This is a genomic window from Chryseobacterium sp. UNC8MFCol (genome assembly GCF_000482305.1).
GTDB lineage: Bacteria > Bacteroidota > Bacteroidia > Flavobacteriales > Weeksellaceae > Chryseobacterium > Chryseobacterium indologenes.
Genome location: NZ_KI535290.1, coordinates 537,406 through 558,469 on the forward strand (window position 1 = coordinate 537,406; position 21,064 = coordinate 558,469).

Below are 21,064 nucleotides of genomic sequence, written 5' to 3' on the forward strand. Positions count from 1 at the left end.
ATATTTTCCGCCTCCATTCTCCCTTTTCTAGTTTGCTCTGTTCTTCTCATCGAATTTCACATTACGGTCTGCTCCTTTTACTTTTTTATTTCCGAAAGTATAAGTAGCCGATACCGTCAGCCTTCTTGCATCATAATAATTGTTGAAAGAGTGCGTTCCGCTGGTATAAAAGATCTGTCCCAAACTTTTGGCTTGTTTGAATATATCAGAAACCGTTGCATTGATCTGTAAATTTTTCTCCATCAAACTTATCTTTATTCCGGTAGTAAAGTTGCCCAGATATTCCCAGCGTATATTCCCGGAATTGGAAGGCAGGCGCATCCAATAGTTGGCGATCAGCTGAATGGTTTTACTTTTATTTAAGGATATATTGTTCTGAAAATTAAATTCATATCCACTTCCCTTCCTTGAGGCAGCATCCGTAGCAAAAACGTTGGTTTCCATATAGGATAAATCTGCCGCATAATTCAGTTCCCACAATCTGAAAAAAGTGTCAGAATAATTGATGGTCAGGCCGAGGCTGTTTTGGTTATAATAATTTTCGAAAGTACTGATTTTGTTTTCATCTTTCAGATTCGTAAGCTGTCCAAACGCATCCAAAGACCTTTGAAAATAAAATGAGGTTGATAATTTTCCCTTATAAACATGAGAAAACTCAAAATTATGATTAATGGAAGGCTGTAGAAACGGATTTCCCGTAAAATAAGAGTTGATATTGGTGTACCAGCGATAGGGATTGATGGCCCGGAACCCCGGTCTGTTGATACGTTTTGAGTAGCTCAGGTTAAAAGTATGATTCTCATTACTTTTATACGAAATATAGGCGGTAGGGAAAAATTTACCGTAGGAATTTTCTGTTTGCTGCCCCGATATCAGCGAATATCCGGTTATTGTAGAATATTCATACCGGAGCCCAGCCTTTGCTGACCATTTTTCGTTGAACGACTTTTCAAAACTGATATAGGCTGCATAATTTTTCTCCTGGTATTTAAACTCGTTGCTTTTTACCGGATCAGTTACATACTTTCCATCGATAAAATTTTGATAGGATATTTGTGAATTGTTATCAAAATTGGTGAATTTCACCCCGGCTTCCGTTTTAGCAAGCTGAAAAGGCAAGGTAAGATCTGCCTGGCCTGAGTATATTTTATAGTCAACCGTTGAAGGTGATTTTACAATAGATCCCTGTCCGGAATTTTCTCTCGTCACAAAATCAATGGTTGTTTCAGGATTATTTGAGAAATAATTTCCTGTGATGCTTAGTTTATGCTCTTGTTTTCCAAATTTTATATCATAATAGGCGCTTATCGTTTGCTGGGTAGTTTTTGCCCTGTGTTCTGCAGACGTTAACAAGGTATTGGTGTAGTTTTCATTCCTGAAATAGTCTGACGTATTGATAATATCCATATTAGAATGTCCGAATCCGTAGTCATAGATAAATCCTGCATTAGATTTAGAATTCAGCTGATAATCAAGACTAAAATTGGCACCTGCACCGTCCCCGAAATCTCTTCTGCTATCTGAACTTCTGAGGCCTTCGGCTCCTTCTATTCTGTAATTTTCATAAGAATATTTTTCACTTTTATTCTGTCTCAGTTTTAGTGAAGAACGCATTTTTTCATTCTGATAATTGATTGTGGCACTGTTTGAGGTTCCCGTGTAGGTTTGTTGCTGAAGTGTGGTTGTAATACTACCGCTCCATCCAAGGTTTTGATTTTTCTTCAGCACAATATTGATCAGGCCGCTGTTTCCCTGTACCTCATATTTTGCAGGAGGAGTAGTAATTACTTCTATCTTTTCAATATTTTCGGATCGGAGACTTTTAAGATAAGTGACAAGCTCGGCCCCGGATAAATTCAGTATTCTCTCGTTGATCATGATGGCCACTCCGCTTTTCCCGGCAATTGAAACGCCTGAATTATCATCTACTTTCACCAAAGGTGTCGTAGCCATTGCATCTGCCCCGTCCATCCCCTGGGAAGCCACTGAATTGGCTACATTAAAAACCAATCGGTCTGCCTTTCTTTCAATTAATTTTTTTCTGGCTGTAAGCGTCACCCCTTCGATTTGCTTTTCTACCTTTTTTTCAAGGAAAAAATCCTGTTTTACATCCCCCTGTACCGAAATATCCCTTCTGGATACTTCTTCACCATCCCTGATAAGTTTGAGAATATAATTTCCGTTTTCTGAAAGCTTAAGGGAATAGCTGCCTTTTTCATCAGAAATAGCCGTCTGATTTTTCTGATCTTTTGTCACTACCACCTCAACATAGGGAGCTATATTTCCGTCATGTAAAATTTTTCCCGTAATACTCTGTGAAAATGCGAGCACCGGCAACACCATTAGCGCAATACCTATTGTTTTCTTCATTGATTCTACTAGTTTGTAATATGACAATCCATTTGCCTGCTTTATTACGTCAATCTTGTTGTTTTTCGATATATTCGCTTTTACAAAATTGAAATATGAAAAAAAAGCTGGTTATATTTTCTTTGTTTATGACTCAGGTGATATGCGCTCAAAATTATTCACAATATGTCAATCCATTGATCGGAACCGGAGGCCATGGACACACTTTTCCCGGAGCTACAGTCCCTTTCGGGATGGTGCAATTATCTCCCGATACCAGAATAGACGGGAGCTGGGACGGATGCAGCGGTTATCATTATTCGGATTCTGTTATCTATGGTTTTTCTCATACTCACCTCAACGGAACGGGAGTTTCAGATTACGGAGATATTATGCTGATGCCTACTATGGGAAATCCCGGTCTCCATCCTAAAGATTATTCTTCCAAATTTTCACACAAAAACGAAAAAGCAACGGCGGGTTTTTATGCTGTCAGATTAGATAAAAACAATATTGATGTTCGTCTTACCACAACCAAAAGAGTGGGATATCACGAATATACTTTCAATAATCCGGGAAATGCTAATATTATTTTAGATCTTAACCATCGGGACAAACTTCTGGAGGGTGAGGTAAAAATTATTGACGACAAAACGGTTGAAGTATTCAGAAGAAGTGAAGCCTGGGCCACCAATCAATATATCTATGCCAGAATTGAGTTTTCAAAACCTATGAAAATTTCGAAAGCTGAAGCCAACGGAAAGCAAGAAAGTAAATATTTCGCAGGCACAAAACTCGCTTTGGTATTCTCAAGCGATGTTAAAAAAGGAGAAAAGATCAGTGTAAAAGTAGCGCTTTCTCCTACAGGATATGAAGGAGCCGGAAAAAATATGCTGGCAGAAGGAAAATCATCAGATTTCGAAGCGATAAAAAAGCAGGCTGAAGCAGATTGGGATCAGGAAATTTCAAAAATAGAGGCTAAGTCTAATGATAAAAATAAATTAGCCGTTTTTTACACTGCAATGTACCATGTTTTCACGCAACCCAATATCAATATGGATGTCGACGGAAGATACAGAGGAAGAGATAATAAACTTTATACAGCCAAAGATTTTGATTATTATACCGTATTTTCTCTTTGGGATACTTTCAGAGGTGCACATCCACTGATGACATTAATCGACAGAAAAAGAACCGCAGATTTCATCAATACCTTTATCAAACAATACGAACAGGGAGGAAAACTTCCGGTATGGGAACTGGCATCGAATGAAACAGAATGTATGATCGGGTACCATTCCGTTTCAGTGATTGCTGATGCTATGGCTAAAGGGATCAAGGGTTTTGATTACGAAAAAGCATTTCAGGCTTCCAAAAGCTCTGCCATGCAGGATATTTTCGGTCTAAATGCCTACAAACAGAACAACTACATCAGCATGGATGATGAGTCTGAAAGTGTCTCCAAAACCGTAGAATATGCCTATGATGACTGGTGTATTGCCCAGATGGCAAAGATTTTGGGCAAAAAAGAAGATTACCTGTATTTTATGAAACGTTCCCAAAACTGGAAAAATCTTTATAATCCTAAAAACGGGTTTATGCAGCCAAGAAAGAATGGCAACTGGTATGAGCCTTTTGATCCGAGAGAGGTGAATAACAATTATACGGAAGGAAATTCATGGCACTATTCTTATTCTGTACAGCAGGATATTCCGGGACTCATTACAGCCCACGGCGGAAAAGAAAAATTCGAACAGTTTATTGATGCTATTTTTACTGCACCGGACAAAACCACAGGGAGAGAACAGGCCGATATTACGGGATTAATAGGACAGTATGCGCAGGGAAATGAACCGAGCCATCATATTGCTTACCTGTATAATTTTGTAGATAAGCCGGAAAAAACAGATGCCAAAATAAAATATATTCTGGACAACTTTTACAAGAATACTCCTGACGGACTCATCGGAAATGAGGATTGCGGCCAGATGAGTGCATGGTATATTCTGAGTGCTATGGGGATTTATTCTGTCACTCCCGGACTGCCTGAATGGGAAACCACTACGCCTTATTTTGATGAAATTAAAATACATCTTGAAGACGGTTCTACCAGAACCATTACGAAAAATACCGGCAGGGCAGAACTAAAAAGATTGGGATTTGAAAATATGGTACCTGTGAAGGATTTAAAATATACCCAGCTTATACCTTCTCCGGTGATTTCCGCAGACAGAATCTTTGATTTCTCCACCAAAGTAGAAATTGCGCCATTGGACGCAGGAGACAAAGTCTATTATATGACAATCGATGACAGCGATGCGAATAAAAGAAAGACATTCATTCCTTACAAGGGCCCCTTTTCTATTACCAAAAGTACCCAGGTCCACGCCTATGCTGAAAGAAAAGGAGAAAAAAGCTCAGTAACGGTAGCCCACTTTAACAGAAGACCCAATTACTGGGAAATCAATACCCTATCAAAAGCTACTCCCCAATATACTGCTAATGGCAAGCTGGCTCTTATTGACGGAATCAGAGGAGATATTAACTGGAGAAAAGGAGAATGGCAGGGATATCAGGGGCAAAACTTTGAAGCGGTCATAGATTTTAAATCTCCCCAGCAGATTACCAATATATCGTCTACCTATCTTCAGGACAGCAAAGCATGGATCCTGATGCCCAAAAAAGTAGAATATTACGCTTCGATGAATGGCAAAGATTTTATTCTGCTCAAAACCATCGATAATACAATTGGTCCGAAAGATGAAAAAGTACAGATTAAAGATTTCTCCGGAGATATTCTTCCTACAGAAGCACGATACATCAAAGTAAAAGCTTACTATTCCGGTAAACTTCCGGAATGGCATCAGGGAGCCGGAGGTGAGGCCTATATTTTTATTGATGAAATTTCTGCCCATTAAGGAAAATCGAACAGTGAAACCTGAAGTTATTACTTGAAAAATTACTTTTTAAAGTCAACTTATAAAAATTTTCAGGTTTGGATACATTGATCAGATATACTGATATTGATCCATAGACTTTCAGTACTTCCTTATTCAGCATTCAGCTTCTTATAAAAAATCGCCCTTCGAAAATTCGAAGGGCGATTTTTTATCCATTCATTTTTTCAGACCACTTCAGGGCTTCAGGTTGTACTGCAAACTGATTTTGCTTGGTTGTCCAGGGGCCGAAACCCTGCAATTCCATCTTTTTATCCACAGAAATGGTGAGGTCCTGATGATAGGCTACATACCAATTGGAAGTTTCCGGTTTATCAAAGTAGATGCTTTTTACAACGAAATATTTTTCACCAAAGATTTCCCGGATAACCTTTTTAAGATTTTCAGTAAAAATCAGGTCTTTAATGTCCGGGATTTCTTTTAAAAACTGTCTTATCGCAAAGAGGTCTTCAGATTTTCTGAAATTCTCTCTTGACGTATCTATGCTGCTGAGAACATTAATTATTTCTTCAACTTCATCATCTGAAAACACTGTATTAATAACAGAAAAGCCATATTTGTCAATATGGCTTTTGTATAGTTCTAAGTTTTTTACACTCATTGTTGTTTTAAACTTTATCTAACGGTTCAGTTAATTGTCCTTCCCATTTTGATACGGCAGATGTCGCCAGTGTATTGCCTAACACATTGGTCATACTTCTTCCCATATCACAGAAGTGATCAATTGGTAAAATTAAGGCAATTCCCTCCGGTGGAATTCCGAACATAGAACAGGTCGCTACAATAATCACTAAGGAAGCTCTTGGCACCCCTGCAATTCCTTTTGAAGTAAGCATTAACACCAGAAGCATCGTGATCTGCTGTCCCAGAGTCATTTCAATTCCATAGATCTGTGCGATGAAAATAGATGCGAATGTCATATACATCATACTTCCGTCAAGGTTAAAAGAATATCCTAACGGCAGGATAAAAGATACAACTCTGCTGTTACATCCGAATTTTTCAAGTTCTTCTACCAGTTTAGGGAATACTGCTTCAGAGCTTGTTGTGGAAAAGGCAATCAGTAAAGGTTCTTTAATTCTCTTCATTAAGTCGAAAAGACGGTTCCCCAGGATCAGGTATCCCACAATCAAAAGAACGATCCAAAGAACCCCGAGGGCAAAGAAGAAATCTCTAAGATAAATGGCATACACTTTAAATATTTCAAAACCATTGGTTGCCACTACAGCTGCAATAGCTCCCAATACTCCAAACGGAGCAAACCACATGATATATCCTACCATTTTAAGGATAGCATGGGCAATAATATCAAAAAGCTTCACAACAGGCTGCGCATACGCTTCTCCAAGATTAGCCAAAGCAATCCCGAACATAATAGCAAATACGACAATCTGCAAAACTTCGTTGGTAGCAAAAGCTTCAAATAAACTTTTAGGAATCATATGTTTCACGAAATCTTCCATAGAAAAGCTTTTACTGCTTTTAAGAAGGTCTTCCGCTGAAGAAACATCCTGAATAGGGAGTTTTGTTACATGTCCCGGCTCCAGCCAATTCACCAGCATCAATCCGATAAAAAGTGAAACCAAAGAAGCCGAAATAAACCAAAGCATTGCTTTCGTTCCTACTCTTCCGATCATTTTGATATCACTCATTTTAGCAATTCCCACTACCAGAGTTGTAAAAACCAAAGGTGCTATTATCATCTGTACCAGCCTGATGAAGACTGTTCCCAACAATTTGATATTCTTGGAAAAAGGTTCTGCACTTTCCGGATATTTTACGTGTACTATGCCTCCGATTCCTACTCCCAGAACAAGGGCAATGACAATCGCTATAAAAAGTTTATTCTGTCCTTTCATATATATAGTTCAATTTGCGCAAATATAATGGTTTTTCAATTGACACAAGATTTTATTCAAATTAGGATGTATAAGGTATTCCGTTTTGAAACATAAAAATTAATTAGCTGGTTTAGAAAATATTGTAAAAAAATTAAGAAACATTTATTGAATTTTTATTCCTTTGGTATAAATTTTATTGTTACATTTGATTGTATAACAACATTAATAAATATACAATATGAAAAAAACTATCGCAATGGCTGCATTAGCTGTAGCTGTATCTTTCGGAGCGGTTTCTTGTAAAAAGAAAATTTCTGATGCCGACCTTCAGACTCAGGCTACTACTGTAGTAACTTCTAATCCCGGTGCTTCTGTTGAAGTAAAAGAAGGTGTAGCTCACTTAAGCGGAACTTTTGCTGACCAACAGTCTAAGGATGCCACGATTGCTAAACTAAAGGCAATCAACGGAGTAAAAGACGTAATGGATATGTCTACTATAGCTGCAGCACCTGCACCAGTTGAAACTACTTCTGCTGTAGATCCTGCTGTTCAGAAAAAAGTTCAGGATGCAGTGAAAGATTTCCCTACTGTAAAAGTAGAAGTTGTAAACGGACAACTGACTCTTACAGGAAATGTTTCTGCTCAACAGGCAAGAAAAATCAAAGAATCTGTAGATGCTTTGAAAATCGGAAAGTATAACAATAACCTAATTGTAAAATAATTTAAGATGAGCGAATTACAAGATAAATATTCAAGCGTAGTTTCTGCAGCACAATCTGCAGGGATTTCAAATCTTCAGGTTCAGGAGCAGGACGGAATTCTTTATGTTTCCGGAAATGCATCCAATACTTCTGCTAAAGACGCTGTTTGGAATGCTTTAGGAGCTATTGATTCTACCTATTCTGCTTCAGATATCAATATCGATGTACAGGTTGCTGGTCTTGCGTCAGGAGCATCTTTAACGGTAGCGACTGACGAATCTAACCTTAACATCAGACAGGAGCCTTCTACGGAAGCTGCTGTTGTAGGTAAAGCTGCCAAAGGTTCAGCCGTAACTTTAATCGAACAAACTTCTGATGACTGGTGGAAAGTAAAAACTGCTGACGGTCAGGAAGGATATGCTTATTCAAGATATTTGAGAGCATAATTTTGCAGAAAATCTAATTTTCAAGAAATATTTAAAAAGAAACATCCCTATGTTGGGATGTTTTTTTATTTTTAGCCGTTGGAAAAATGACGCAATGAAGAAAATCTTATTATTTTTGATCTTGGTATCCACACCATTTATTTTGCATGCTCAAAAACTACATATTGACGGCAAAGTATCGGATTTTGATAAAAAGCCTGTGGAAAATGCCACGGTATATTTGTTGAAAGAAAAAGACTCTTCCATTGTTAATTATACGTCCACCAACAAAGAGGGGAGATTTTCTCTTAAAACGGACAGGATCAGCGAACCTTCTTTTCTGAAAATTGATGCTGAAAAATTATCTTCCTATTCAAAAAAGCTGGACAACGTCACAGAATCACTATCGTTGGAAGATATTCAGCTTGATAAGAAAACTATCATCAACAAGATTGATGAGGTAAAAATCACAGTATCTCCCGTTAAAATAAAAAAAGATACTATAGAATTTAACGCATCATCTATCAAAGTGCGTCCCGACAGCAAAATTGAAGAACTTCTGAAACAGATCCCCGGTGTGGAAATCAGCAATGAAGGTAAAATAACAGCCAACGGAAAAGAAGTTGACCAGATTATGATTAACGGAAAACCCTTCTTCGATAAAGACGGCAAATTAGCCCTTCAGAACCTTCCGGCAGATATCATCAAAAACATTCAGTTTACCACCACCAAAACCAAAGAGGAAGAATTGAGCGGAAAAACACCCAAATCCAAGAATACGACCATCAATTTTAATATTGATGAAAAGAAAAATAAAGGATTGCTCACCAGAATCACCGTCGGATATGGTTCGGATAAACGCTATGAAACAAGTGGGTTGATCAGTTATTTTAAAGGAGATACTAAAATCAGTCTGCTGGCCTCTTCAAACAATATCAATTCTCAAGGATTTTCGCGGGATGAAGTTTTTGACAGTATGGGAAGCGGAAGGAATTCCTGGATGGGTTCCGGAGGTTCCGGAAGCAGCCAGAATGGAGGAAATAAGGGAATTCAAAAATCTTCCACCATAGGCCTGAATTATAGTGATAAATTGGGAAAAGATGCAGACCTGGACTCGTTCAGTCTAATGTATAATGATTCTGATACAGAAACTAAATCCAAAGTTTCAAGATCTACTCTTCTTCCACAGTATACCCTTCAGACCCAATCCGAAAATGAAGGCAATAATGAATCCAGACAATATAGTTTTACTTCTTCGGCAAAAATAAAACTGGACTCTCTGACGAATATTTATATTTCTCCCGGGTTTACAAAAAACAGAAGCCTTGCGGTTACCCGTTCAAAATCATCAACTTTAAGGGGCGATGCTTTAGTGAATGAAAGTAATTCGTATTCGAGCAATGAATCGGAAAACAATGCTTTTACACCGAGTATTTATTTCTCCAAAAAATTCAAGAAGGAAAGAAGGGTAATTTCTTCTTCCATCAACACTACCATTTCAGAATCCAAAACGAATAATCTGATTCAATCTACGAATTTATTTTATCAGGATTCCGGAAATACTTCTGACAACAGAGACCAATTAACAAACAATAAAAATCAGAATAATAATTTTGCTTTTACTGCAGGTTATACCGAACCTGTTTCTGATTCGGCCACAGTAAGTTTTGAGGTAAAGTATGAAAACAGGGGGACTAATGAACTGCGAAATGTAAATGATTTTGATAATGCCACCGGCCAATACTCGAAATATAATATGCTTTTGTCTAAAAGTATGAAGCAAAGAATTAATCAGATTTCACCTGAAATGACTTTTCAGCTCAGCAAAAGAAAACTGAATCTATGGGCATCGGTGAACCTTGATGTTTCGGATATGAATGTAAATTCCGTTTTCAATGGCCAGCAGTACAGTCTTCAGAAAAATTTTGCTCTTCCCGGATATAATCTTAATTTTTACTATCAGTTTTCTGAAGGCAAAAGCTTTAGCATCTATAACTACTCCAATTTCACTATCCCCAGCGCAGAACAACAGACTCCTTACCGGGATGAATCAAACCCCTTAAGCACCTACACCGGAAATCCTGATTTGAAAAATACATGGACCAATAATTTATCATTTTATTTCAGCAATTATAACAGGATAAAGAATATAAGCTATTACATCAATGTAGGTTTTACTTACAGAAATAACGATATTATCAATTATTCCAAATATGATGACGCCGGGAAACAGATTGTCACTTATGATAATGTGAGCGGAAACAAAAATATCAATGCGGGCGGAGGCTTAACGAAAACCTTTAAATGGAAAGATTATAAATTTTCCATTAGTCCAAGATTTACAATGATTTATAATTATAACAATGGCTTTATTAACGGACAGGCCTATACCAGCCATTCTTACAACCTCAATCCGGGATTGAATCTTGTGTATGAAATCAAAGACAAGATGACTATAAAGCCATCATATCGTCTTGGATACAGCTTTTCCAACTACCTCAATTACAATGTTGACAGGGTCAACACAGCCAATCAATCTTTGAAACTGGAATTGACTAATTATCTGTTCAAGGGAAGATTTGTTTTCGGAAATGATTTTGAATACAATACCAACTCCAATATTGCCCCAGGTTTCAAAAAGGATTTTTATTTCTGGAATACGAGCTTAGGATATTCGTTCTTTAACAAACAATTCACTGCAAAAGTTAAAATTTATGACATCCTGAATCAGAATCAAAGCGTGAGAAGAACCATTACAGATTCTTATTTCGAAGACAGGGAAGATCTTATCTTGAAACGATACATCATGTTCTCGATCAGTATGAAGCTGAATAAATTTGCAGGTAAAAAAATGTAAACACCATACTTTTATATATTTTCTGATTATGGCCGGGATTTTTCCGGCTATTTTTCTATCTGCCATGCGGGCCGTAAGCGAAGCCATCTCATTCATTAAGTATATAAATTTCCTTTGCATGAGCCTGTTCCTATCATTTTGATACAATGATTCTCCATTTCAATCATAGATTTTATGAAAAATATTGATCAGATTTACCCATGAATGCATAATCATATTCCATTTTTAAAGGAAGATTCACAGAATAAGCGATAATAAGAGCATTTTTATTTCTAAATTAGCCGTAAATTTTTTTTATGAAAATCCATATTTCAATTTTATTTATTTTATTTTTCCTTTTGGGGAAAGCACAAAATACCGAGCAGAAAGACAGCTTTGTAAAAGATAATTTCACCAAAAAAGAATTTTATATTCCAATGCGTGACGGGGTTAAACTTTTCACTTCGGTTTATATTCCAAAAGATATTTCCAGCAAAAACAAATATCCTTTCCTGATGCAGAGAACCTGCTACAGCGTTGCTCCTTATGGGGAAAATGAATACAAGTCCAAAATTGGTCCTAATACCTATCTGATGAAAGATAAATATATTTTTGTCTATCAGGATGTACGGGGAAGATACATGAGCGAAGGAACTTTTACCAATATGACTCCGCAGGTAGAACGCAAAACAAAGAAAGATGTTGATGAAAGCACAGATACCTATGACACCATTGAATGGCTTTTAAAAAATGTAAAAGATAATAATGGCAAAGTAGGTCAGTTCGGAACTTCATATCCTGGATTTTATACCGCTGTAGGAACTCTTGCACAGCATCCTGCTTTAGTGGCATCCTCTCCACAGGCTCCGATTTCTGATTTCTGGAATGACGACTTCCTCCACAACGGAAGATTTATGCTGGGGTATTTCAGAACTTTTCCTGTATTTGGCGTTCAAAAAACAAAACCGGAAAACAAAGGCTGGTATATGGATTCTTTTATCAAACAAACTTCTGAGGACGGATTAAAATTCTACAGGGATCTTGGAACCCTGAAAGAAGCCTATGAAAAATATTACAAAGATAATTTCTTCATGACAGAAATTATGAACCATACCAATTATGACGAATTCTGGCAAAAAAGAGGACTACTTCCTCATTTGAAAAATATCAATCATGCCGTCATGACTGTGGGAGGATGGTTTGATGCTGAAGACCTTTCGGGGCCTTTAAATATTTATAAAACCATTGAAAAGACCAGTCCTAAAGCTAAGAATACGATTGTAATGGGACCTTTCTCTCATGGCGGATGGTCACAGGAGCAAGGAAAACATTTCCACAGCGAAACTTATTTTGGAGACAGCATTGCTACCTATTATCAAAAAAATGTGGAAACAAAGTTCTTCAGTCATTACCTGAAAGGAAATACCAAAGAAGATGCAGGGCTTCCTGAAGCTCTGATGTATGATACCGGAGCTAAGGTATGGAAAGAATTTGCTTCATATCCTCCAAAAAACGCACAGAAAGTCAATTTTTATTTATCTGATAAAACATTACAAAAGTCTTCAGGTCAGGGGTATTCAGAATACTACAGTGATCCTGACAACCCGGTCGTGAGTTCTGATCATTTAAAAGATTTCAATGGATTTACTCCTAAAAATTATATGTCCGAAGATCAGAGATTCGCAGTGGGAAGGCCAGATGTTTTAACTTTCACTACAGATATTCTGACAGATGATATCACTTTTGCCGGAGAAATCATGGCCAAATTAAATATCGCCTCTTCTTCTACGGATGCTGATTTTGCTGTAAAATTAATTGATGTTTACCCTGAAGATTTCAAACCTGCAGAAAAGAAAGATGGCGTTATTTACGGAAATTACCACCAGATGGTAAGAAGTGAGATCATGCCTGCCAGATTCAGAAATACAAAAGAAAAAGGGGAAGCATTGGTTCCCAATCAAAAGACAGCTGTAAATTTCAGGCTTCAGGATGTGGTTCATACTTTTAAAAAAGGACATAAAATCCAGATTCAGATCAGCAGCACGTGGTTCCCGTTGTTTGCGATCAATCCGCAAAAATTTTTAGACAATCCGAATTTTGCAACAAAAGAAGATTATACTAAAGCTTTTATAAAAGTATATGGTGACAGTTCGATTGAAGCTGATATTTTAAAATAAATAAAAAGCTGTCCGTTTGGGCAGCTTTTTTTATTTTTCGCAGGTTGAGCTGATGGTGTAGAAATTTGCGGAAATTTTTTATTCTTCAATGGTTCTGAAAGTGAGGTTTATTCTCGGTGTGGTCACTTTCGTAGTGGGTGGAAGCCTATGAAGCCAGTTGTCCTGGGTTGCTCCTTTCATAATTAATAGACTTCCGTTTTCCAGAAATATTTCAACCTTTTCTTTAGATGTTTTGTGTTTGAATAAAAATTTTCTTTCAGCACCAAAAGTCAGAGAAGCAATTGCGCCATGCTTTTTAAGATCCGTTTCTCCGTCGCTGTGGTAAGCCATCCCCTCACTGCCATCATGATAAAGATTCAACAGGCACGAGTTATAGGTTTCTCCTGATACTTCTTCACATTTCCGTTTTAATTCCAGCAATTCCGGGGTCCAGAATCTGGCATATTTCGTTCTTTTGGAATAGGTATATTCAAAAGCTTTTTCCCCAAACCAGGCTACTTTACGCTTCGTTAAGATCAGTTTTCCATAGATCATCGCTTCATCATGTTCCCAGGGAATCTGATTCAGTAAATACTCATAGTAGAAGGCAGATTCCTCTTTGGAAAAAATTTTACCATAATAGTGAACAGTTCCATCATGGGGAAGAATATTGAAAGGATAATCTGAAATATTTTCAAATAGACTCATCATAATTTTTAATTTGTAAAATGTTATGACTTTATGATCAAACACAAACTACACCCATATCTTCGGGAATAATCCGATCGGTTTTGCATCATCAATCGTTCAATCAGAACAATTGATCCGGTGGTTTTAGCAAAAAACATTATCAAATGTGATTCTGACAAGGATATTTATAAGTAAACTTGTGAACTTTCCCAACCTACAATCAATTGCTTCCTATCACTTCCCCATCGGTAGCCTCCAAGATGTCCTGTAGACTGAATAACACGATGACACGGAATAAGAAATGCTACCGGATTACTGCCGATGGCCGTTCCCACCGCTCTGGAGGCTTTCGGATTTCCAATTTTTTCGGCTAAACTTCCATAGGTAGACAGTTTTCCCATTGGAATCGTCAACAGGCTTTCCCAAACTTTAAGCTGAAAATCGGTGCCTTTTAAGTGAAGTTTGATTGTATTGAGTTTTGTCCAATCTTTGTTGAATATAGACAATGCATTTTTCTGAAGCACATCCTGTTTTTCAAAAAAAGAAGCATTAGGGAACTTATGTTTAAGATTCCCCAATGCTGTTTCTTTATCGGTTTCAAAAGCCATATGACAGATTCCTTTATCCGTGGAAGCCACCAATAAAGCTCCAAAAGGGCTTTCGGAAAAGCTATAATTGATAGCAAGGCTTTTGCCCCCGTTTTTATACTCTGCAGGAGACATTCCTTCTATCTTTACAAACATATCATGAAGCCTGCTTGTACTGGATAAACCTGTCTCGTAAGCGGTGTCAAACAAGCTCGCTCTTTCTTCCTTAAGTAAATTTTTAGCATGTTCAAGACTGATGAACTGTAAAAATTTCTTCGGACTTGTTCCTGCCCAGTCCGTGAATATTTTCTGAAAATGGGCGGGACTCAAGTGAATATTCTCTGCCACTTCCTCCAAACTTGGCTGAAGCCTGAAATTGCTCTGGATATACTCTATCGCTTTGGCAATTCTGTTGTAATCTATTTGATTTTGTGTGGACATTTTTATTCTGTTTTACCTCACAAATTTCCAAAGAATATACGGCAGAAAAAATCCGATTCTTGCGGAATATTAGTTGTTGTTATAAATATCGTTATAAGCAAGCATTTTATAATATAGCTTAGCCGCAAGGAAAGCTGTTGGCTTAGCCATAGGAGAATCCATTAATTCTACAATATCAAATGCCACTACATTACATTTTTCGAATACTTTTCTTAATAACTCCAATGTTGGATACCATTGTAATCCACCCGGTTCAGGAGTTCCTGTAGATGGAGCAATAGAAGGATCGAAAGCATCTAAATCAATCGTGATGTACACATTTCCTGATACTTTTTCCAATACGTCATTGATCCAGTTTTCATTATTCGCAATTTCGTGAGCAAAGAATACTCTTCCTTCCGGTAAGTACTGAGCTTCTTCAGCATCCATAGAACGGATTCCCACCTGTACTAGGTTATGTTTCTGATTAGCTTCAAATACAGCACAAGCATGGTTAGAAGTAGATCCGTGGAAATCAGGACGCAAGTCTGTGTGGGCATCTAACTGAAGAACGGTAAGGTTTTCATATTTCTCACCTACCGCACGGATAGAACCGATAGAAACAGAGTGCTCTCCTCCAAATAAAGTAAATACCTTCCCTTCATTGTTCAAAAGCTCTTTTGTTTTCTGATAAACAGCTTCTGTCATTGCTTCAGGTGTAGAATTTTCAGAAACCTCTCCAGCCAAATATACCCCCTGAAGATAAGGCTCAGTTTGTGTTTCAATGTCGTAAAGCTCCATATTTTCAGAAGCGTCTAAGAATAATTCAGGACCTTTATCAGCTCCTTTTCCCCATGTTGAAGTTCCGTCGTAAGGAACTGTTACCAACATTATTTTCGAATTCTCCAACGTTGCGTTTTCTTCAGGAATTCCAGCGTATGTTCTCATCTTTTATTTTAAAATTTTAATGTTCTAAGATTGAAATATTGATTGCAAAGATACGAAGAAGTTGAGAGTTGAAAATGGAAAATTGAAAATTGCGAATGGAAAGAAGACCGAAAACAACTTCAGGATCCCAACATATCTTCCGGTTAGCCTGTTACGCAATTTTTTCTTACTACTATTTTCAAATTCGACTTTCCTCTTTCAACTCAAACTCCTATTTTTGTGAAAAAGTAAAAATAATGTCTTTAAAAGCTGTTCTTTTCGATATGGATGGGGTAATTGTAGACACAGAACCATTGCATAGGAAAGCCTACTTCAAAACGTTTGATGAACTGGAAATTGCAGTTTCCGAAGATTTATACACTTCTTTCACGGGAGCTTCTACCAAAAGAGTCTCTGAAACGTTAATCAATGAATTTAATTTAAATCAGACCTACGAAACCATTGCTGGCATCAAAAGAGCTCATTTCAAAGATTATTTTGATAATGACGATGAGTTTGATTTAATTCCCGGTGTAAGACAATTGATCCATCATTACTACGAAAACGGAATAAAACTGATCCTTGCCTCTTCGGCAACAATGACGACCATCAATATGGTATTTGAAAAGTTTGAATTGGAAAAGTATTTCAGCGGAAAGATCAGTGGTGCTGATCTAAAGGAATCGAAACCTCATCCTGAAGTTTTCTTACTCGCTGCTGAAATGGCCGGTGAACCTGTTGAAAACTGCATGGTGATTGAAGACTCCACGAACGGAATTTTGGCTGCTCACAGGGCTAAAATTTTCTGTGCGGCTTACAGAAGTCCACATTCTAAAAATCAGGATTACACTTTGGCAGATACAGTCGTTTCTGACTATGAAGATCTCGAACTGGATAAAATTTCAAAATATTTTTAAATAAAAAAAGCTCTCAGAATAAAATCTGAGAGCTTTTGCTTTGTATGTACTTTGCCATCTGAACGAGGTAAGATCCCTGACTTACTTAATTCTTAATGAAAAACTTAACGGTTACATTTTAAAACATTAGATCCATTAAGATTGCTTCGTCACATTCGTTCCTCGCAACGGCAGATTAAGGTCTTATTTATATCCAAGAAGTTTCAGGATATCTTCCGGTTCCTGTTTTTCGCGGAAAATTTCGTATTGTAACTCTCCGTTTTCATCTTTCTGAATCAGGACGTGTCTTGGCTGAGGCATCAGACAATGGTGTACTCCACCATAACCACCGATTGTTTCCTGGTAAGCACCTGTATGGAAGAATCCGATGTACAAAGGTTTTGTATCACTGAAAACCGGTAAATAGATGGCATTAGTATGCTGCTCAGAGTTATAATAATCATCCGAATCACACGTCAATCCTCCTAAAAATACTCTTTCATACGTATCTTCCCAACGGTTAAGAGGAAGCATGATGAAGTGTCTTGAGATCGCCCAAGTATCCGGAAGTGTGGTCATGAAAGAAGAATCGATCATATTCCACTTCTCTCTGTCGTTCTGACGTTTCTGAGAAATGATTTTATAAAGATTGGCTCCACTTTCACCTACGGTAAAGCTTCCGAATTCAGTATAAATATTAGGTTCTTCTACACCTTCTTCTTCACAGAATTTTTTAATCTGAGAAACGATTTCTTCCACCATATACTGGTAATCATAATCAAAATTCAAAGATGTTTTGATTGGAAAACCTCCCCCGATGTTCAATGAATCTACTTCAGGAGCAATTTTTTTCAAACGTGCGTATACTCGAAGACACTTATATAATTCGTTCCAGTAATAGGAAGTATCCTTGATCCCGGTATTGATGAAGAAGTGAAGCATTTTCAGTCTTGCATTCGGGTGCTCGGCAATTTTCTGGCTATAATACGGAATGATATCTTTATATCCGATTCCTAATCTGGAAGTATAGAATTCGAATTTCGGCTCTTCTTCTGAAGCAATTCTGATTCCGATATTAAATGTAGAATCAATGCTTTCTGTAAGTTTATCAAGCTCACGGTAATTATCCAGAATCGGGGTAATATTCTCGAAACCACTGTTGATCATATCTGAAATTTTTGCCAGATAATCATCGGTTTTGAAACCATTACAGATGACTTCGATATTTTTATCTACTTTTTCTTTTTCATAAAGAGACTTTACAATATCCATATCATATGCAGAAGAAGTTTCTATTGAAATATCATTTTTCAACGCTTCTTCCAATACAAAATTGAAATGACTGGATTTAGTGCAGTAGCAGTAGGTATAACTCTTTCTATATTCGGTTTTTTCAAAAGCTTCTTTAAACCAGCTTTTTGCTTTCTGAATATTTTGAGAAATTCTCGGCAGATAGCTAATCTTTAGCGGAGTGCCAAATTGTTCAACTACGTCCATCAGTGGAACGTCGTGAAACAACAAATTGTTCTCAGAAACATTAAATTCCTCTGTAGGGAAATATAATGTCTGATCAATAAGTTCCGAGTACTTTATTTTCATTTCTAAACAAGTGAATTAAGAAATGCAAAATTGCTAAAAAAGTTTGATTTTTGGGTGTTAAAATTATTATAATTTTCTATAATACCCTGATATTGTATCCCTGTGTTTTTTAACCCTGATAATCAGTAGGTAAACTTTTCAATATATTCTTTTCTTTTGCTTTCGGAAATTCCCAAAGCCTGTTGTATATAAGCATCTGCTGAACCATACTTTTTACTGATCTCTCCAAAAGTGGCGTCAAGATACCTTTTTTCTACCCAACTCAACTTTTCCAAAACCTGTATATCCATTTTAGGGTATAGAAAATGCAGGGTATTGGCTAACCGAAGCCTCTTCAGAACAAGATCTTCCCTATAGTTATTGGACAAAAGGTATTCGTTATAAATTGTTTCTTTATCAAACTTCAGAATGGTCAGAATCAGTGCCGTAATAATTCCGGTCCTGTCTTTACCGGCAGTACAATGATACAAAACCGGGGTTTCAGAATCTAATGTTTCTGTGATAATTTTCTTTACAACTTCGGGATTTCCGGTCACATATTCCTGATAAAAGCTGATCATTCTTTTGTCTGCATCAGTGCCTTTTACTTTACCTTTCAGCACAAGTTTTTTAGCCTGATCGAGCTGATCTCCCTCATCTTCAAAAGCAGAATAATTTTTATAGGTGATTTCTTTCGGGAGATGATCCGGCTTTTGGGCTATTTCTTTAGAATTTCTAAGATCGATCACCTCTTTGATTTTTAAGTCTTCCAATTGGTCAAAAGAACCTTTCCTAAGTTTATAAAGATGTCCGCTTCTATAGAAAAATCCCGGTTTTAAAGTTCTGCCTTCTTTATTTTTAATATTTCCGACCGTCCGGAAGTTGTACACTTTTTCAACTTTTATAATTTTTTCAGTATCATTTTTACCATACTCAGGGGTTTCAAACTGTTGTGTTTTACAGGAGAAAATACAACTTAATGAAATCGTTATCACTGATATTTTAATGAATGTATTCATCGGCTTTTTTAAAGTACTAAAGATTTGTGACCAAATCTTTTATGTTTCGGCTAAAGCCGATGGATTGATTTAATTTTTTTAATAAAACGGATCAGGTATACAAGTTGGGACTAAGCAAAAAATCTTATCATATAAATATAAAAAACATCGTGTCCTTTAGCTTTATTCTGAAGTTTTACAAAACGCAAGGCAGGATACTATTGCTTATTGATGAGGGAGCTAAGAAAGAATCAATGAAGTTGATTCCAACCTCTCCAGCTTTTATGACTGGTCCCATAAAATGCTGCTCAGATCAAATCACAGATAATTTTTTCCAAGAAAAACCAGCAGGTCACCGATTCCGTATTCAATAGATACCTCGTCCTCAACAGCAAAATTTCTTGTTCCGATTTGTGATGTGATCCTTAAACTGCCGTTCATTAAAGGCCAGTTTAGCCCTTTTGTCGTAATATTTTCGGCAAAAGGAAATGGATACAATGAAATCATTTTATCTTTTACTCCTTTTATCACAAAGCTTTTTGGAATAAAATAATATTCAGAAAACTCATCATAGAATTTCAGATTCATTTTATCTTTAAAAGCATAGGCAACTGTGAGGTTACCCAGAAAATGATCTTGTTCTCCTCCGCTTCCTCCGAGTACGTCTACTTCTTTATATCCCCTTTCAACAATAATATCCAATGCCTTATGAAAGTCTGTTTTATTCTGATCGGGTGTATGAATAAATCTTTCTTCATAAATATTTTCATCGGATCCGGAATGCGAGTCAAAGTCGCCTGAAATAAAATCCAGCTTACCGAGAGGAAATCCCATTCTCTTCAAATAATGAAAAGCGCCGTCTGTGCAGGCAACCAGTGCATAATCTTCTGGATCGGGAAGTGATTCCGGAGCATCTCCGTTGATAAAAAGCAATACTTTATCTCTCATTCGGGTTCCAGTATTCTTCCGGTTCATTGTTTAATTTTGAAACATACCTCGCCAATACAAAAAGATAATCTGAAAGTCGGTTTAAATATTTGATTAATTCAGGACGTACTTCTTCTGATTCATTCAAAAAGACTAATGAACGCTCAGCTCTCCTGCAAATAGTTCTTGCCGCATGCAAAAAAGTTGCAGACTTTCCACCTCCCGGAAGAATAAAATACTGCAAAGGCTCCAGTTTATCTTCAAAAGAATCCATCCACTGTTCCAGTTCTTCAATCTCCGTTTCAGAAATAATGATGGGAAGACGCGATTTTCCGTTAGCCAGCATTAGCTTATCTGCCGGTGTAGCAGCTTCTGAACCTACTGTAAACAGGTCAAACTGAATTTTCTTTAATTGTTTTAAAAGCTCTTCGTCTTCAATATGGCTTTTTGCAATTCCGATGAATGAGTTTAATTCATCTATATTTCCGTAGCTGTCTACTCTTGCACTTGCTTTGGAAACTCTCGTTCCGCCATATAGAGCAGTCTGGCCTTTATCTCCTGTTTTCGTATAAATTTTCATAGTACTAAAATACTTTTTTTTGTACAATGTAAAAAGTAAAATGTAGTAATAGCTTCCTGTTCTACCTGAAAAAAATAAAACTGACATTAGAAATTAATGTCAGTTTGTATATGTGGTTCTTATATCGAAGTTGTTTAAACTTTTATATTGATTATTTTAGCCACAAAAGATTAAACGCTTAAGTTTTTTTAGAGTC

Annotated in this window: 16 protein-coding genes; 6 read left to right on the forward strand and 10 right to left on the reverse strand. The window is 36.9% G+C overall.

Translation table 11 applies throughout. The features are described from left to right. Positions 1 to 27: 27 nt before the first annotated feature. Entirely contained in the window at positions 28 to 2,370 is a 2,343-nt protein-coding gene (locus M030_RS0116805; protein WP_027374560.1) for a TonB-dependent receptor domain-containing protein, read from the reverse strand. A gap of 95 nt (positions 2,371 to 2,465) precedes the next feature. Here M030_RS0116805 and M030_RS0116810 point away from each other — a divergent pair, with 95 nt between their 5' ends. Further along, on the forward strand, positions 2,466 to 5,267 hold the full coding sequence (locus M030_RS0116810; protein WP_027374561.1) for a GH92 family glycosyl hydrolase: 2,802 nt from the start codon (positions 2,466 to 2,468) through the stop codon (positions 5,265 to 5,267). A 190-nt stretch (positions 5,268 to 5,457) separates the two neighbouring features. Here M030_RS0116810 and M030_RS24385 read toward each other — a convergent pair whose 3' ends face one another. Further along, positions 5,458 to 5,907 carry a hypothetical protein gene (locus tag M030_RS24385; RefSeq protein WP_228375264.1) on the reverse strand — a complete coding sequence of 150 codons (450 nt, stop codon included), beginning with the start codon at positions 5,905 to 5,907 and terminating at the stop codon, positions 5,458 to 5,460. Positions 5,908 to 5,914: 7 nt separating this feature from the next. After that, the gene (locus tag M030_RS0116820; RefSeq protein WP_027374562.1) at positions 5,915 to 7,165 is read right to left on the reverse strand and encodes a dicarboxylate/amino acid:cation symporter; all 1,251 of its coding nucleotides are present in this window, start codon (positions 7,163 to 7,165) and stop codon (positions 5,915 to 5,917) included. 220 nt (positions 7,166 to 7,385) lie between these two features. Here M030_RS0116820 and M030_RS0116825 point away from each other — a divergent pair, with 220 nt between their 5' ends. From M030_RS0116825 to M030_RS0116840, 4 genes are all read left to right on the forward strand, one after another. Then, positions 7,386 to 7,868 carry a BON domain-containing protein gene (locus tag M030_RS0116825; RefSeq protein WP_027374563.1) on the forward strand — a complete coding sequence of 161 codons (483 nt, stop codon included), beginning with the start codon at positions 7,386 to 7,388 and terminating at the stop codon, positions 7,866 to 7,868. 6 nt (positions 7,869 to 7,874) lie between these two features. Continuing rightward, positions 7,875 to 8,294 (forward strand): SH3 domain-containing protein, encoded by a 420-nt coding sequence (locus tag M030_RS0116830; RefSeq protein ID WP_027374564.1) that lies wholly within the window; start codon positions 7,875 to 7,877, stop codon positions 8,292 to 8,294. Between the two features lie 94 nt (positions 8,295 to 8,388). Beyond that, positions 8,389 to 11,130, forward strand: a complete 2,742-nt coding sequence (locus M030_RS0116835) for a TonB-dependent receptor (RefSeq protein WP_027374565.1) — start codon at positions 8,389 to 8,391, stop codon at positions 11,128 to 11,130. A 296-nt stretch (positions 11,131 to 11,426) separates the two neighbouring features. Then, positions 11,427 to 13,286, forward strand: coding sequence for a CocE/NonD family hydrolase (locus tag M030_RS0116840; protein ID WP_027374566.1), 1,860 nt, complete (start codon positions 11,427 to 11,429; stop codon positions 13,284 to 13,286). Positions 13,287 to 13,364: 78 nt separating this feature from the next. On the opposite strand, the gene M030_RS0116845 is transcribed toward M030_RS0116840, so the two are convergent. The 3 genes from M030_RS0116845 to speB form a co-directional block, all read right to left on the reverse strand. Further along, on the reverse strand, positions 13,365 to 13,973 hold the full coding sequence (locus tag M030_RS0116845) for an alpha-ketoglutarate-dependent dioxygenase AlkB family protein (protein WP_027374567.1): 609 nt from the start codon (positions 13,971 to 13,973) through the stop codon (positions 13,365 to 13,367). A gap of 167 nt (positions 13,974 to 14,140) precedes the next feature. Beyond that, positions 14,141 to 14,983, reverse strand: coding sequence for a bifunctional helix-turn-helix domain-containing protein/methylated-DNA--[protein]-cysteine S-methyltransferase (locus M030_RS0116850; RefSeq protein WP_027374568.1), 843 nt, complete (start codon positions 14,981 to 14,983; stop codon positions 14,141 to 14,143). A gap of 69 nt (positions 14,984 to 15,052) precedes the next feature. Next, positions 15,053 to 15,910 (reverse strand): agmatinase, encoded by an 858-nt coding sequence (speB, locus tag M030_RS0116855; protein WP_027374569.1) that lies wholly within the window; start codon positions 15,908 to 15,910, stop codon positions 15,053 to 15,055. A 236-nt stretch (positions 15,911 to 16,146) separates the two neighbouring features. On the opposite strand from speB, the gene M030_RS0116860 reads away from it, so the two are divergent. Then, the gene (locus tag M030_RS0116860; protein WP_027374570.1) at positions 16,147 to 16,806 is read left to right on the forward strand and encodes an HAD family hydrolase; all 660 of its coding nucleotides are present in this window, start codon (positions 16,147 to 16,149) and stop codon (positions 16,804 to 16,806) included. Positions 16,807 to 16,989: 183 nt separating this feature from the next. Here the strand turns inward: M030_RS0116860 and M030_RS0116865 are convergent, their stop codons facing one another. The 4 genes from M030_RS0116865 to M030_RS0116880 all read right to left on the reverse strand — a co-directional run bounded on the left by M030_RS0116865 (position 16,990) and on the right by M030_RS0116880 (position 20,868). Then, a complete protein-coding gene (locus tag M030_RS0116865; protein ID WP_027374571.1) occupies positions 16,990 to 18,384 on the reverse strand; it encodes a decarboxylase in 1,395 nt (464 codons plus the stop codon). Between the two features lie 122 nt (positions 18,385 to 18,506). After that, positions 18,507 to 19,382: a tyrosine-protein phosphatase gene (locus M030_RS0116870; protein ID WP_027374572.1), complete on the reverse strand. Its 876-nt coding sequence runs from the start codon at positions 19,380 to 19,382 to the stop codon at positions 18,507 to 18,509. Positions 19,383 to 19,679: 297 nt separating this feature from the next. Beyond that, positions 19,680 to 20,309, reverse strand: a complete 630-nt coding sequence (locus tag M030_RS0116875) for a thiamine diphosphokinase (RefSeq protein WP_027374573.1) — start codon at positions 20,307 to 20,309, stop codon at positions 19,680 to 19,682. Next, the gene (locus tag M030_RS0116880) at positions 20,299 to 20,868 is read right to left on the reverse strand and encodes a cob(I)yrinic acid a,c-diamide adenosyltransferase (protein ID WP_027374574.1); all 570 of its coding nucleotides are present in this window, start codon (positions 20,866 to 20,868) and stop codon (positions 20,299 to 20,301) included. The genes M030_RS0116875 and M030_RS0116880 overlap by 11 nt, the downstream gene beginning before the upstream one ends. Positions 20,869 to 21,064: the final 196 nt, after the last annotated feature.

What these genes read in the sequence shown, in the direction of transcription:
- M030_RS0116805 (WP_027374560.1), bottom strand. Translation starts at nt 2,370, where the DNA reads ATGAAGAAAACAATAGGTATTGCGCTAATGGTGTTGCCGGTGCTCGCA.
- M030_RS0116810 (WP_027374561.1), top strand. Translation starts at nt 2,466, where the DNA reads ATGAAAAAAAAGCTGGTTATATTTTCTTTGTTTATGACTCAGGTGATA.
- M030_RS24385 (WP_228375264.1), bottom strand. Translation starts at nt 5,907, where the DNA reads ATGAGTGTAAAAAACTTAGAACTATACAAAAGCCATATTGACAAATAT.
- M030_RS0116820 (WP_027374562.1), bottom strand. Translation starts at nt 7,165, where the DNA reads ATGAAAGGACAGAATAAACTTTTTATAGCGATTGTCATTGCCCTTGTT.
- M030_RS0116825 (WP_027374563.1), top strand. Translation starts at nt 7,386, where the DNA reads ATGAAAAAAACTATCGCAATGGCTGCATTAGCTGTAGCTGTATCTTTC.
- M030_RS0116830 (WP_027374564.1), top strand. Translation starts at nt 7,875, where the DNA reads ATGAGCGAATTACAAGATAAATATTCAAGCGTAGTTTCTGCAGCACAA.
- M030_RS0116835 (WP_027374565.1), top strand. Translation starts at nt 8,389, where the DNA reads ATGAAGAAAATCTTATTATTTTTGATCTTGGTATCCACACCATTTATT.
- M030_RS0116840 (WP_027374566.1), top strand. Translation starts at nt 11,427, where the DNA reads ATGAAAATCCATATTTCAATTTTATTTATTTTATTTTTCCTTTTGGGG.
- M030_RS0116845 (WP_027374567.1), bottom strand. Translation starts at nt 13,973, where the DNA reads ATGAGTCTATTTGAAAATATTTCAGATTATCCTTTCAATATTCTTCCC.
- M030_RS0116850 (WP_027374568.1), bottom strand. Translation starts at nt 14,983, where the DNA reads ATGTCCACACAAAATCAAATAGATTACAACAGAATTGCCAAAGCGATA.
- speB (WP_027374569.1), bottom strand. Translation starts at nt 15,910, where the DNA reads ATGAGAACATACGCTGGAATTCCTGAAGAAAACGCAACGTTGGAGAAT.
- M030_RS0116860 (WP_027374570.1), top strand. Translation starts at nt 16,147, where the DNA reads ATGTCTTTAAAAGCTGTTCTTTTCGATATGGATGGGGTAATTGTAGAC.
- M030_RS0116865 (WP_027374571.1), bottom strand. Translation starts at nt 18,384, where the DNA reads ATGAAAATAAAGTACTCGGAACTTATTGATCAGACATTATATTTCCCT.
- M030_RS0116870 (WP_027374572.1), bottom strand. Translation starts at nt 19,382, where the DNA reads ATGAATACATTCATTAAAATATCAGTGATAACGATTTCATTAAGTTGT.
- M030_RS0116875 (WP_027374573.1), bottom strand. Translation starts at nt 20,309, where the DNA reads ATGAGAGATAAAGTATTGCTTTTTATCAACGGAGATGCTCCGGAATCA.
- M030_RS0116880 (WP_027374574.1), bottom strand. Translation starts at nt 20,868, where the DNA reads ATGAAAATTTATACGAAAACAGGAGATAAAGGCCAGACTGCTCTATAT.